Annotated in this window: 10 protein-coding genes and 1 riboswitch; of the genes, 3 read left to right on the top strand and 7 right to left on the bottom strand. The window is 68.7% G+C overall.

Translation table 11 applies throughout. From position 1 onward, the window contains the following. Positions 1-151: 151 nt before the first annotated feature. Together AC5RW2_RS20230 and AC5RW2_RS20225 are read right to left on the bottom strand one after the other, a co-directional pair. The gene (locus AC5RW2_RS20230; RefSeq protein ID WP_494013300.1) at positions 152-649 is read right to left on the bottom strand and encodes a CoA-binding protein; all 498 of its coding nucleotides are present in this window, start codon (positions 647-649) and stop codon (positions 152-154) included. Then, the gene (locus AC5RW2_RS20225) at positions 646-2,121 is read right to left on the bottom strand and encodes an O-acetylhomoserine aminocarboxypropyltransferase/cysteine synthase family protein (RefSeq protein ID WP_494074383.1); all 1,476 of its coding nucleotides are present in this window, start codon (positions 2,119-2,121) and stop codon (positions 646-648) included. Before AC5RW2_RS20225 ends, AC5RW2_RS20230 begins: the two co-directional genes overlap by 4 nt. Positions 2,122-2,212: 91 nt before the next feature. Next, positions 2,213-2,307: riboswitch (SAM riboswitch) on the bottom strand. Positions 2,308-2,630: 323 nt separating this feature from the next. Between AC5RW2_RS20225 and malQ the strand changes: the two genes are divergently transcribed. Beyond that, on the top strand, positions 2,631-4,832 hold the full coding sequence (malQ, locus tag AC5RW2_RS20220; RefSeq protein ID WP_494074382.1) for a 4-alpha-glucanotransferase: 2,202 nt from the start codon (positions 2,631-2,633) through the stop codon (positions 4,830-4,832). A 200-nt stretch (positions 4,833-5,032) separates the two neighbouring features. Next, positions 5,033-5,863 (top strand): endonuclease domain-containing protein, encoded by an 831-nt coding sequence (locus AC5RW2_RS20215; protein ID WP_494074381.1) that lies wholly within the window; start codon positions 5,033-5,035, stop codon positions 5,861-5,863. Positions 5,864-6,058: 195 nt separating this feature from the next. Here the strand turns inward: AC5RW2_RS20215 and AC5RW2_RS20210 are convergent, their stop codons facing one another. The 4 genes from AC5RW2_RS20210 to AC5RW2_RS20195 all read right to left on the bottom strand — a co-directional run bounded on the left by AC5RW2_RS20210 (position 6,059) and on the right by AC5RW2_RS20195 (position 11,115). Next, complete coding sequence (locus AC5RW2_RS20210) at positions 6,059-8,227, bottom strand: acetate--CoA ligase (RefSeq protein WP_494074380.1); 2,169 nt, start codon at positions 8,225-8,227, stop codon at positions 6,059-6,061. Then, positions 8,203-9,126: an ABC transporter permease gene (locus AC5RW2_RS20205; RefSeq protein ID WP_494024834.1), complete on the bottom strand. Its 924-nt coding sequence runs from the start codon at positions 9,124-9,126 to the stop codon at positions 8,203-8,205. The genes AC5RW2_RS20210 and AC5RW2_RS20205 overlap by 25 nt, the downstream gene beginning before the upstream one ends. Continuing rightward, positions 9,126-10,169: an aliphatic sulfonate ABC transporter substrate-binding protein gene (locus AC5RW2_RS20200; RefSeq protein ID WP_494074379.1), complete on the bottom strand. Its 1,044-nt coding sequence runs from the start codon at positions 10,167-10,169 to the stop codon at positions 9,126-9,128. The genes AC5RW2_RS20205 and AC5RW2_RS20200 overlap by 1 nt, the downstream gene beginning before the upstream one ends. 106 nt (positions 10,170-10,275) lie before the next feature. Beyond that, positions 10,276-11,115 carry an ABC transporter ATP-binding protein gene (locus tag AC5RW2_RS20195; protein WP_494074378.1) on the bottom strand — a complete coding sequence of 280 codons (840 nt, stop codon included), beginning with the start codon at positions 11,113-11,115 and terminating at the stop codon, positions 10,276-10,278. A 361-nt stretch (positions 11,116-11,476) separates the two neighbouring features. Here AC5RW2_RS20195 and AC5RW2_RS20190 point away from each other — a divergent pair, with 361 nt between their 5' ends. Continuing rightward, entirely contained in the window at positions 11,477-11,842 is a 366-nt protein-coding gene (locus tag AC5RW2_RS20190; RefSeq protein WP_494074377.1) for a VOC family protein, read from the top strand. A gap of 169 nt (positions 11,843-12,011) precedes the next feature. On the opposite strand, the gene AC5RW2_RS20185 is transcribed toward AC5RW2_RS20190, so the two are convergent. Beyond that, positions 12,012-12,554, bottom strand: coding sequence for a helix-turn-helix domain-containing protein (locus AC5RW2_RS20185; protein WP_494074376.1), 543 nt, complete (start codon positions 12,552-12,554; stop codon positions 12,012-12,014). Between the last annotated feature and the right edge of the window lie 116 nt (positions 12,555-12,670).

Below are 12,670 nucleotides of genomic sequence, written 5' to 3'. Positions count from 1 at the left end.
AAAAACCCACCCCTCGCCCGCGGCCCTCCACGTGGAAGGCCGGGGGACAAGGGGCGGGGCGGCAGGCCCTTCTGTGCGGCAGGCCCTCTGGGCGGCAGGCGCTCGAGGCGGCAGGCCGGCGGGGCGGCAGGCGCTCGGGGCGGCCGGCCCTTTAGGCGGTCAGCTGCCGCTTGGAGGAAATCACGCCGGTGTCGAAGCCGGCCAGGTGCAGGCCGCCGTGGAAGCGGGCGTGCTCGATCTTCACGCAGCGGTCCATCACCACGTTCAAGCCGGCGGCCTCGGCCCGGGCCGCGACCTCCTCGTGCCAGGAGCCCAGCTGCAGCCAGAGCGTCTTGGCGCCGACGGCCAGGGTTTCCTCCAAAACGGTGGGCAGGTCGTCGTGCCTGCGGAAGACGTCTACCAGGTCCGGCACCTCGGGCAGGTCCGCCAGCGACTTGTACACCGGCTGGCCCAGGATCTCCTTCGCCACCGGGTTCACGAAATACACCTTGTACGGCGAGCTGGACAGCAGGTACGTGGCCACGAAGTAGCTGGCCCGGCTCGGCTTGTCCGAGGCGCCGACAATGGCGATGGATTTGGTGTTGCGCAGGATGTTCAGACGCTCCGCGGCGGACGGGCCGATCCAGGTGCGTTCCGGTGTCGCGGTCACTTGGCGGCTCCTTCTTCGGCTTCGATCAGTTCTTCGACGGACTCGACTACGCGCGTTCCGGGCTCTGTCCGGGGGGAGCGCTCCGCCGGGATCGTGCAGGATTCGCCGGCATAGCTGGGCGAGGCGAACTCGGAGCTGTCGAACGCGGCGTCCTCATGGTCGCGGCTGGGGCCGTGCTCGGCGCCGGCCTGCTGCGAGGCGGCCAGCGCCTGGTCCAAATCCCAGAGGATGTCGTCCACGTCTTCCAGACCCACCGAGATGCGGATCAGGTCCTCGGGCACGCCGGCAGCCACCAGCTGGTCGGCGGTGAGCTGCTGGTGGGTGGTCGATCCCGGGTGCAGCACCAGGGTGCGGGCGTCGCCGATGTTGGCCAGGTGGCTGGCCAGCTGCAGCGATTCGATGAACTTCTGGCCTGCGGTGCGGCCGCCCTTGACGCCGAAGCTGAACACGGAGCCCACGCCCTTGGGCAGGTACTTCCGGCCCCGCTCGTAATGCGGATGCCCGGGCAGGCCGGCGTAGCTGACCCAGGAGACGCGCTCGTCGGCTTCCAGCCACTCGGCCACGGTGCGGGCGTTGGCCAGGTGCTCGTCCATCCGCTGCGCCAGCGTTTCCACGCCCTGCAGCAGCTGGAACGCGGACTGTGCCGACAGCGACGGGCCGATGTCGCGCAGCTGCTCGGACCGGAGCTTGGTGAGGAAGCCGTACTCGCCGAAGTTGCCCCACCAGGACACGTTGCCGTAGCTGGGCACCGGCTCGGTCATCTGCGGAAACTTGCCGTTGCCCCAGTTGAAACGGCCGGATTCGACGACGACGCCGCCCAGGGTGGTGCCGTGGCCGCCCAGGAACTTGGTGGCGGAGTGGATCACGATGTCCGCGCCGTGCTCGATCGGACGGATCAGGTAGGGCGTGCTCAGGGTGGCGTCCACGACCAGGGGGAGCCCGGCGTCGTGCGCCACCGCGGCCAGGCCGGCGAGGTCCGCGATGTCGCCGGACGGGTTGGCCACGATCTCGGTGTAGACGGCCTTGGTGTTCTCCCCGATGGCCGCGGCGAAGTCGGCCGGGTCGTTGGAGTCGACGAACGTGGTCTCCACGCCGAACCGGCGCAGCGTCACGTCCAGCTGGGTGATGGTGCCGCCGTAGAGCTTGGACGAGGCCACGATGTGATCGCCCGCCCCGGCCAGGGCCGCGAAGGTGATGAACTCGGCGGCCATGCCCGAGGACGTGGCCACCGCGCCGATGCCGCCCTCGAGCGAGGCGATGCGCTCCTCGAACGCGGCGACCGTGGGGTTGCCGATGCGCGAGTAAATGTTGCCGTACTTCTGCAGCGCGAAGAGGTTCGCGGCGTCGTCGGTGTCTTTGAACACGAACGAGGTGCTCTGGTAGATCGGTACGGCCCGGGCACCGTGCTCGGCGTCGGGCGTGCCGCCGGCGTGCAGGGCACGGGTGCGGAAACCGAATGTGCGTTCAGCCATCAGGCGGTTGCTCCTTCAAAACTTGGGTTCCCGGAATGACGGTCCTGGCGGCACCGGCAGGCACCGTCTGGATCAAAGATTGCTTGCGCTCTCTCCATCGCTTCTGGCGGTAGCACCTTTCCGGTGGCGTCCGGATGGTTGCTGCGGTGTCAAAGAGCCAGATCTCTCAACCGCTCGGGATGGTCCCGTCCATTCTCGCAACCAACGGCCGCGGCACCAAAAAATGTTGAGCCGCGTTGCGTCCGGGCTGTGGGCGCCCGGGCCCTGAGGCAGCACGCCGTGCGGATGCCCGGGCTTGCGGCGGCCCGGTACGACGGCGGTGCCCGCCTTCGCCGCCCGGCCTCGCGAACGCTTTGGACGTTCGGAATTGCGGACGACGCCTCGCTGTTTGTCCGGCCTGCGAATGCCCGGCACGACGGCGGTGCTCGCCGCGCGTCGGAGCCACGACCTTCGCCGTACCGGCGTGACGAACGTTCCCGGGTCCGGACAGTTCACCGTAGATTGGGTCTATGGCTGAACTTTCGGCGCTGCAGCGCCTCGCGGGAAAACATGGCGTTGGCATTACCTTCCGCGGCTGGGATGGCGACGAGAAAACAGTCAGTGAGGCAACGCTGGTTTCCGTCCTCACCGCGCTGGGCGTCCCCTGTGCCACCGACGACGACGTGACGGCTTCCCTCCGGGCCGCTGAACTGGCACCGGTGCAGCGCACGCTGCCGCCCGCCGTCGTCGTCCGCCAAGGCGCTGCCACCGAGGTTCCGGTCAATGCGCGGCGCGGCGTCCGTCCGCGGGTCCGGATCCTGCTGGAGGACGGCTCCCGGCGCGACGTCGAGGTGCTGGCCGGCGGGTCGGAGGATGCGGAAGGTGCCCCGCCTGTTCGTTTCACGGCGGTGGTGCCGGCGGACATCCCGCTGGGCTGGCACACGCTGGAGGTAGCGGAGCGGCCGGAGGCGGTGGAGGCCGGGACCGGCGCAGCCCCGGAAATGCCGGAGGTGATGCAGGCCGGGACCGGCGCGGCCCCGGACCGGTCGGAATCGATGGAGCCCGGAACCGGCGCGGCCCCGGAGCCAACCGACAGCGAGGCGCGGTGCGCCCTCGTGGTCACCCCGCGGCGCCTGACCACCGCGGACCGCCTGCCCCGCACGTGGGGGTTGATGGCACAGCTGTACTCCGTGCGCTCGCGGTCCTCCTGGGGCATCGGCGACCTGCATGATCTGGCCAGCCTCGCCGAGACGGCTGCCGCAAAGGGCGCGGGCTTCGTCCTGATCAACCCGCTGCACGCGGCCCAGCCGAAACCGCCGGTGGAGCCCTCGCCCTACCTGCCCTCCACGCGCCGGTTCGTCAATCCGCTGTACCTGCGGGTCGAGGACGTGCCCGAAGCCAGCGGCATCCCGCTGGCCAACAACTTCCACGACGCGAACCTGGACGCCGGCATCCTGGACCGCGACCCGGTTTTTGCGGCCAAGCTGCAGGCGCTGGAAACGGTCTTCGCTGTGCCCCGGTCCGCGGAACGCCAGCAGCGGTTCGAGGCCTTCCGCGCGCAGGAAGGCGAGGGGCTGGAGCGCTTTGCCCTGTGGTGTGCCATGGCCGAAACTGTTCCGGCTGGGGCACCGGAGTGGTCGGATGCCGTGTTCATCGAAGCGCAGCGCAGCGAGCTGAAGGACCGCATCGAGTTCCATCAATGGCTGCAGTGGCTGTGCGACGAGCAGCTCGAGGCGGCGCAGGCCAGCGCCCTCGATGCGGGAATGAACATCGGGATAGTGCACGATCTCGCCGTCGGCGTCCATCCCACCGGCGCCGACGCCTGGACGTTGCAGGATGTGCTGACCCCCGGCATCTCCGTGGGCGCGCCGCCGGACATGTTCAACCAACAGGGCCAGGACTGGTCACAGCCCCCGTGGCATCCGCACCGCCTGGCCGAATCCGGCTACGTTGCCTACCGGGACATGCTGCGGACCATCCTGCGGCACGCCGGCGGCATCCGGGTGGACCATATCCTCGGGCTGTTCCGGCTCTGGTGGATCCCCGCCGGCAGCCCTCCCGGCGAAGGCGCCTACGTTTACTACGATCACGAGGCCTTGATCGGCATCCTCGCCCTGGAAGCGGAACGGGCCGGCGTCGTCGTCATTGGTGAGGACCTCGGGGTGTTCGAGCCGGGCGTGCAGGACTACCTGGCCGAGCGCGGCATCCTGGGGACCTCCATCCTGTGGTTTGAGTACGAGGACGGCAGCCCCCGCGCACCCGAGCGGTACCGCCGTTCCTGCCTGACCAGCGTCACCACGCACGACCTGCCGCCCACCGCCGGCTACCTGGCGGGCAAGCACGTGGAGTTGCGCGAATCGCTGGGCCTGCTGAACCGGCCCGTGGAGGAGGAACGGGCTTTGGACCAGGCAGCCCAAGAGGCAGTGCTCTCCACGGTGCGCTCGCGGGTGCCGGCCGCGCCACAGCACGACGACGGCGCCGGCCCCGCCGCCGAACAACGCACCGTCGAGGCGCTGCACGCGTTCATCACGCAGACCCCGTCGGTGCTGCTGGGCGTTGCGCTCACGGACGCGGTGGGGGAGCTTCGAACCCAGAACCAGCCGGGCACCGCGGACGAATACCCGAACTGGCGGATCCCGCTGGCCGGGCCCGACGGGGCGGCGGTCCTGATCGATGACCTGGCCGCCAACGAGCGGTTTAACTCGCTGGTGCGCGCCTTGAGTCAGGAGTAAGCGGGTCCACGCCGAGCCGGGAAGCCTCTCGCGGCCCCGCCGGAGGACTGGCTGACTCAATTGGGCCGCGAAGCCTTCGGCGCGCGCGACGCAGTCCTTTCGCAGGTCTTCGGCGGCCGCTACTCATTGCTGGTCATCCGATGTCCACAATTTCGGGCCGGCAGTGGTGGCGGCCGAAGGGTGCGGTCATCCTCGATTACATGCAGACTCCCGAAATGATCGCCGGCTGGGTGGCGAAAAGAGGAGGAACAGCCCTCGTCAAGGACCTGCGCAGGGCGGGCATCGGACCGGATGCGATCAAGGTGGCCATCGCGTCGGGCGCCGTGACGTCCCTTCGACGGGGGCTAGTAGGCACTGCCAATGCGGATGCCGATCTGCGCATCGCGATGATGGCTGGCGGGCTCATCACGTGCGTCTCGGCCGCCGGGGAGCTGGGACTCTGGACAGTGAAAGACCCGCCCCAATTGCATCTCTGGACGGATCATGGCAGACAACCTGAGACCGTGATCAAGCACCGTGGCAGGCTCGCAGCTGAGGGGAGGTGGGGTTACGTAGGGACCCTGGATTGTGTGCTGCACGCAATCCGCTGCCGGCCGCGCTTGGAGGCGCTGGTTATAGCCGAGTCAGCGGTACGCCTAAGACGGGTTTCGAAGGCAGAGCTTATGGATCGTCTGCCGGGAACACGAAACGGCTTGCGGCGGCAGCTGGTGCAGGGCATAGGCCATGACGCCGACTCGCCGTTGGAGGTCATTGCCCGGGAACTCTTTCGCGCTGCCGGGCTCCACGTGGAAGCACAGGTGCTGATCCGGGGGCTCGGGCGGGTGGACTTGCTGGTGGAAGGCCGTCTCATCATTGAGCTGGACGGATTCGATTTCCACTGGGATCGCGCGACCTTCCTCAAAGACCGGAGACGGAACAATGCGGGCATGCTCAGTGGGCTGCCTACCCTTAGATACGTTTACGAAGACTTGGTCTTCGCGCCGGAACGCGTTGTCGCGGAGGTCTTGACGATGCTGCGGAGGTCGGCCTGATGGACCAGCCTGGTTCGCTCCCACGTATAGGACTAACTTCCCTCGTTTCGGAAGGGTCATATCGCCCTGACTAGGAGAAACGTCGTGAGCCTCCGCTGAGACGTGGGAGCGAACGGCCGGTGACGCCAAGCGGCCGGCCAAAACTTGGGGAGTTTTGGCCGGCCTCGGTGGCACGGCTGGTGAAGGCAAAAAACTTCAGCGTGCGTCGCAGATGGCCTGGATCTGCGCGATGCACGGTTCATTCTGCAGGCTGGTGGTGTCGCCCAGTTCCGTCCCCTCGAACAACTGGGTCAGCAGCCGGCGCATGATCTTGCCGCTGCGGGTCTTGGGCACGTCGGGGACGAACACTACGTCGCGGGGCTTGGCGATCGGCCCGATCTGAGTGGCCACGTGCTCCCGCAAGGCCGCAATCGCCGCTGCCCGCTTCGCAGCTTCCGCAGCCTGCTCGGCCGTCGCCGTTTCGGCGGTCCGGCCGGCACCCGACTGCCCGTAGGCCTGCCCAGCCCCCGCTGCCTGCTCGGCCGTCAGCCCCGCAACCCTCGTCCCGATCAGCGACTTGTCGCGCGGCACCACGAAAGCCGTGGCCGCGTGTCCCGTTTTCGCGTCGTAGGTCGGGCAGACGCCGGCCTCCACCACCGCCGGGTGTGAGACCAGTGCGGACTCGATCTCGATCGTGGACAGCCGGTGCCCCGAGATGTTGATGACGTCGTCGGTCCGGCCCAGGATCCAGGTGTCGCCGTCGGCGTCGAAGCGGGCGCCGTCGCCGGCAAGGAACCAGCCCTGCGCCGCGTACTTTTCCCAGTAGGACGTGAAGTAGCGCTCCGGGTTGCCCCACACCGTCCGGGCCATCGCCGGCCCGGTGCTGGTGACCACAATGTTGCCCTGCTCCCCGGCACCCACCCGGGCGCCGCCGTCGTCCACGATGTCCGTGGCCAGCCCCGGCAAGGCGCGGGTGGCGCAGCCGGGCTTGAAGGACGCATCGGTCTGGCGCGGCGAGAGCACAGTGGCCCCGGTCTCCGACTGCCACCAGGTATCCACCATCGGCACGCCCGACGACGGGTCCCCGGCGACCAGCGAACCCCGCCCCACCTGGGTGCGCAGCCAGCGCCAGGCCTCCGGGTTCACGGCCTCGCCCACCGTGCCGCACAGGCGGATGGAACTGAGGTCGTACTCGGCCGGAATGCCGTCGGGGAACCAGCCCATCAGCGACCGGACCAGCGTGGGCGCGGTGTAGTAACTGGTCACGCCGTAGCGCTCGATAACCTCGAAGTGCCGGCCGGGGTGCGGGGCGTTCGGCACGCCCTCGTAAATCACCTGCGTAACGCCGTTGCTCAGCGGACCGTAGATCTCGTAGGTGTGCGCGGTGACCCAGGCCAGGTCCGCGGTGCACCAGTGCACGTCGTCCGCGCGCGCGTCCGGGTCCGGGTTGCTGAACAGGTACGAGTGGCTGAACGAGGCCTGGGTCAGGTAGCCGCCGGTCGTGTGGACCAGGCCCTTGGGCTGGCCTGTGGTGCCCGAGGTGTACATGATGAACAGCGGCGTCTCGGCGTCGAACGCCTCGGCCTCGTGGACGCGCGGCTGGGTCTCGACGACGTCGTGCCACCACACGTCGCGGCCTTCCACCCAGTTGATGTCCGTGTGGCCGGTGCGGTTGATCACCAGCACGTGCTCGATCGCGTTCTCGCCGGAAACCGCCGCATCCGCGTTGGCCTTGACCGGGACGGCGGTGCCCCGGCGGTACTGGCCGTCGGTGGTGACCAGGAGTTTGGCGCGGGTGTCCTCCACCCGGAACTTCAGGGCCTCCGCGGAGAAGCCGCCGAAGACCAGCGAATGCACCGCCCCGATCCGCGCACAGGCCAGCGTGATCACCACAGTTTCCACCAGCACCGGCAGGTAGATGACCACGCGGTCGCCCTTGCCGATGCCCAGCGCCCGCAGCGCGTTGGCGGCCTGCGAGACCAGCTCCTGCAGCTCGCGGTAGGTAACCGTCCGGCGGTCGCCGGGCTCGCCTTCGAAGTGCAGCGCCACCTTATCGCCCAAGCCGGCTTCGACGTGCCGGTCGGCGCAGTTGACCGCGGCGTTCAGCGTGCCGCCGTCGAACCAGCGCAGCTCGGGCCCCCGCCGCGCGGCGGTGTCCACCGGGGTGGCGGAGTGCGCGGTGTGCCACGGCTCGGCCCACTGAAGCCGGGCCGCCGCGCGCTCCCAGAACTCAATCCGCTCGGCCTCGGTCTGCGGCTCCGGCCATTCGGTCACCCGGTCGCGGTACGGCGTCGGGCCTTCCTGACCGACGACGGCGGTGCTCCCGACGGCGCGGCGGCCGCCGGCGGTTTCGGCTACTTCTATGCCCATCTCTTGACTGCCCATTTCTCCGCGACTCCCAGGAGCGCGTCGGTGATCTTGCCGATGATGGCCAACAGGACGATGGCCAGCAGCAGCCGGTCGGTGCGGCCGTTGTTTTGCGAATCCGTGAGCAGGAAGCCCAGGCCCATGGAGGAGGCGATCAGTTCCGCCGCCACCAGGAACAGCCAGGCCTGGGCCAAGGCCAGCCGGAGGCCGGAGAACACGGCGGGCACCACGGCCGGCAGCTGCACGGTGGTCAGCAGCTTGACGCCCTTGAGCCCGAACGCGCGGCCGGCCTCCACCAGGTTCTTGTCCACGTGGCGCAGCGCCAGCGAGACGGTGGTGAACACGGGGAAGAACGCGCCGATCAGGATCAGCGTGACCTTGGAGTCCTCGCCGATCTTCATCCACAGGATGAGCAGCGGCACCCACGCCAGCGACGGCACCGCGCGCAGCGCCCCGATGGTGGGGGAGAGCAGCACATCGGCCACCTTGGACAGCCCGATCAGCGCGCCGAAGACCAGGCCGAGGGCGGCGCCAAAAGCGAAGCCGAGCAGCACGCGCTGGGTGGAGATGGCCACGTGCTGGGCCAGTTCGCCGCGCTGGATCAGGTCGACGGCGGCCTCGATGACAGCCGCTGGTGCCGGCAGCTGGACGGAGCTGAACAGGCCGGCGGAGGCGCTCCACTGCCAGGCAGCGAGCAGGGCGGCGGGCAGCAGCAGGCCAAGGAGCAGGCGGGCCCAGCCGTTGCCAAGCACCCCGGTCGGGGACCATCCGTTGGCGGGGGAGCGCTCGGTCGAGGGTCCGTCCTGTTCCGGCCGGGGCGCGCCCGTGGTTTTGGGGGCGCCGGTGGCCGCGAGGCCTTCCTGACTGGTGGCGTAAACGCTGGCGCCGGAGGCGCCGGGATTACCGAGGTGCGTCATCAGGATTCCTTGATGGCCGACGGATCGGCCTGCTTCACCAGCGAATCGTCGAGCAGGGTGGCGAGGGCCTCGTCGATGTCGGCCTGGCTCTTCACGTCGCCGGTCTCGACGAATGCCGGACCGACCTTCGCCAGCACGGCGCGCTGCTTCTCGCCCGGGGCCGCTTCAACGTCCAGGTTGCTGCGCTCCGTGACCACCTTGGTGGCGACCTCGAGGTCCAGGCCGGCGACGTCCGCGAGGATCTGCGCGGTTTCCTCGGGGTTCTCGGCGGCCCAGGCGCGGGCCTTCTCGTACGCGTTCACCACGGCCTGCGCGAGTTCCGGCTCCTCCTGCAGGAAGGACTCGGTGGCGTTCAGGAAGCCGTAGGTGTTGAAGTCCAGGTTCCGGTAGAACAGCTCGGCGCCGTCCTGTTCTGCGCCGGCCATGATCGGGTCCAGGCCGGACCAGGCGTCGACCGAGCCCTGCTTCAGCGCGGTCAAACCGTCGGCGTGCTGCAGGTTTTCCACGGTGACGTCGTCGGCGGAGAGGCCGGCCTCTTCCAGCGACTGGAGCAGGAAGAAGTAGGGGTCGGTGCCCTTGGTGGCGGCCACGGACTTGCCCTTGAGGTCCTCGACGGACTCGATGCCGGAGTCGGGCAGCGCCACCAGGGCGGCCCATTCCGGCTGCGAGTAGAGGCTGATGGTCTTGATCGGCGAGCCGTTGGCGCGGGCCAGCAGCGCCGCGGAACCGGCGGTGGAGCCGACGTCGACCGCTCCGGAGCGCAGCGCCTCGTTGGCCTTGTTGGAACCGGCCGACTGCACCCAGTTCACCTCGACGCCCTCGTCGGCCAGGGTGGCCTCCAGCCAGCCCTTTTCCTTAATGACCAGGCTCAGCGGGTTGTAGGTGGCGAAGTCGATGTTGAGCACGCCATCGCCGCCGCCTTGGGCCGCGGTGGCTTCGGAATCCTCACCGGCAACGCAGCCGGTCAGGGCCAGCGAGGCGGTGGCGGCAACGGCGGCAGCGCCGAGGAGCGGGCGGCGGGAGAAACGGCTGGCAAGAGACATGGTGGTTCCTTTGGATGGGGTGCGGAACAGGAGAAATTCCGCTACGGATGACTTTCGGGCGCGAACGGCCCGGGCATTGCGTGATTTGTGGGTGGCGAGGGTGGCCCTAATGGCCGTCGACGCCGAGGCTTTCGAGGAGCGAGCGGCGCATTCGGGCCAACTCGACCGAACCGCGGTCCCGCGGGCGGCTGCCGGGAACGTCGACGGTGCGCACGATCGTGGCGCCGTCGTCCTCGCGGCCCTCTTCCGTGCCGAGCACGATGATCCTGTCCGCCAGTTGCAGGGCCTCGTCCACGTCGTGGGTCACCAGCAACACGGTGGTGGGTTCCGCCGCGTGGATATCGAGCAGCAGGTCCTGCATCTTGATCCGGGTCAGCGCGTCCAGCGCGCCGAACGGTTCGTCCAGCAACAGCACGCCCGGGTTGCGGGCCAGGGCCCGGGCCAGGGATGCCCGCTGGGCCATGCCGCCGGAGACCTCGCGCGGCCGGTGCTTGGCGAAGGCGGCCAGGCCGACCAGGTCCAGCAGTCGGGCGACCTTGGACTTGCCCTGCTTGGCGCTGGAGCTCTTGGGCAGGCCGATGGCCACGTTGGCCTGCAGGGTGTGCCACGGCAGCAGCCGGGGTTCCTGGAACGCGACGGCGCAGCGGGAGTCGATGCCCTGCACCGGCGTGCCGTCGATTTCCACGGCGCCGGCGCTGGGCGCGTCGAGGCCGGCGGCGGCGCGGAGCAAGGTGGACTTGCCGCAGCCTGACGGGCCCAGGATGGCCAGCACCTCGCCGGGACGGACTTCGAAGTTCACGTCGCGCAGCACGGTGTGGGCCTGTGCTCCCGTGCCGAAGGTGCGGTTCAGGGCGCGAAAGGAAACGGCCAGCGCGGAGTCGGAACGGGCCGCGGGTGCAGCGGCAACGGGAGCCGCGTGGCGGGACGACGACAGTACTGCAGTCATGGGATCACTCCATCGATCCTGGCAGTAGCACCCTACGGATCAAGCCGTGCGGCCCGGCAATCGCCGGCCGTACCCGTGGCTTGTCACCTCGTTATCACCGGCAGCCTGGGTGGGCTTCCGGTGACCAGGGTTGCTGCGGCGTCGTCGATCCAGGTCTCTCGGCCGCTCGGGATGGTCACCACCAACTAAACGGCACGGGCGGGGCTCCCGGCAAACTGCCCGTAATAATGATCCGTAACAAAGGCGGAATGACAATCTGCCGTAACAAAGGCGCGAACCACTCGTGGGGGAATTCGCCGGGGAAACAGGCGCATCCCCGCTAACCATGGACGCAACTTCGGCTCAGTGGCAGGATGACCGCATGAAAATCAGCAGACAGATCATCGTGTTCGACGCCGCCGACCTCGCGGCGGAGAGCACCTTCTGGGCCGGCCTCTTGGACGGGACGGTCGAGGCCGAAGACGACTGGCACACGGTCATGGTGGACGGCGAATCGCGGCTGGGATTCCAGCTTGCGCCCAACCACATTCCGCCCGACTGGCCGGACGGGACGCCGCAGCAGATCCACCTGGACCTCTACATAGATGATCTCGCGGCCGCCCATGAACAGGCGACGTCCCTGGGTGCCAAGCTGCTGAAGTCGGCCGATGACCCGGCGTCCGCCTCGGGGTTCCAGGTGTACGCCGACCCCGCCGGACACCCCTTCTGCCTCTGCTGGGACGCGTAACGCCGGCCCGCCCTCTCGGGGTCATCACGACGGCGATGCCCCCGTTCGCTAGGGTGTCGCCGGCGTCGCTGCCTCCTTTCATAGCCAGCCGACGACGCCGCCGTCTCCTCCCGCCCATGTGCCGCCGATGTGGACGTTGCTCCCGGTGCGGGCCCGGCGGGGCGGTCAGTCATCCCGGCGGATCCGCCGGGATGAGGACCGTGGAGAACAAACGGCGGTGCCGCCCCTCTTCAGGGCCGTTGGCCGCCACCTTCTCTGCGGCAGCCCTGATGGCGGAGGTGAAATCCTCGAACTCTTCGTCCGTCATCCAGAGGGCGGTCTGCCGGTAACCGGCCCCGTCGCGCACGAAGTCCGGATTCCCCCCGGAGATGTATTGGTCGAAGGCACCCAGCAGCCCGGCCGCAAAGGCCATGAAGCCGCGCCGGTGGTCATCGGCCGTCATGGACGCCAGATCGTCCTCGGCCACTGAACTCCTGGCTACGTCCAGTCGAAAGGTACGTTCGGTGGTGCCGCGAACCGGTCTCTCCTGGGCCACCGCCAGCACGCCGGCCTTGGAGAGCGTGCTTATGTGCCGGTAAAGCGTCGCGGTGGGAATGTCGGGGAGTTCGGCGGAGATCTCCGCCGTGGTCAGCGCACGGTTGCCCAGCAGCGTCTGGACGATCCGCAGGCGTACGGGGTGCAGGATCAGGTCGGCGCTCTGTGAGGAGGACATGGCTCAACGTTCTCATAGTTGACATTGTTCCTACAACTGATAATAATCGTACTGTCCGGTAACCCAAGTGGGCGACCAAACGACCAAGACACGAGCAATAAACGACCCGAAGGGAG

This window comes from Arthrobacter sp. B0316-1-20 (assembly GCF_059091865.1).
Note: the sequence above shows the minus strand (reverse complement) of the source record. Positions and strands in the feature narration are given on the sequence as shown.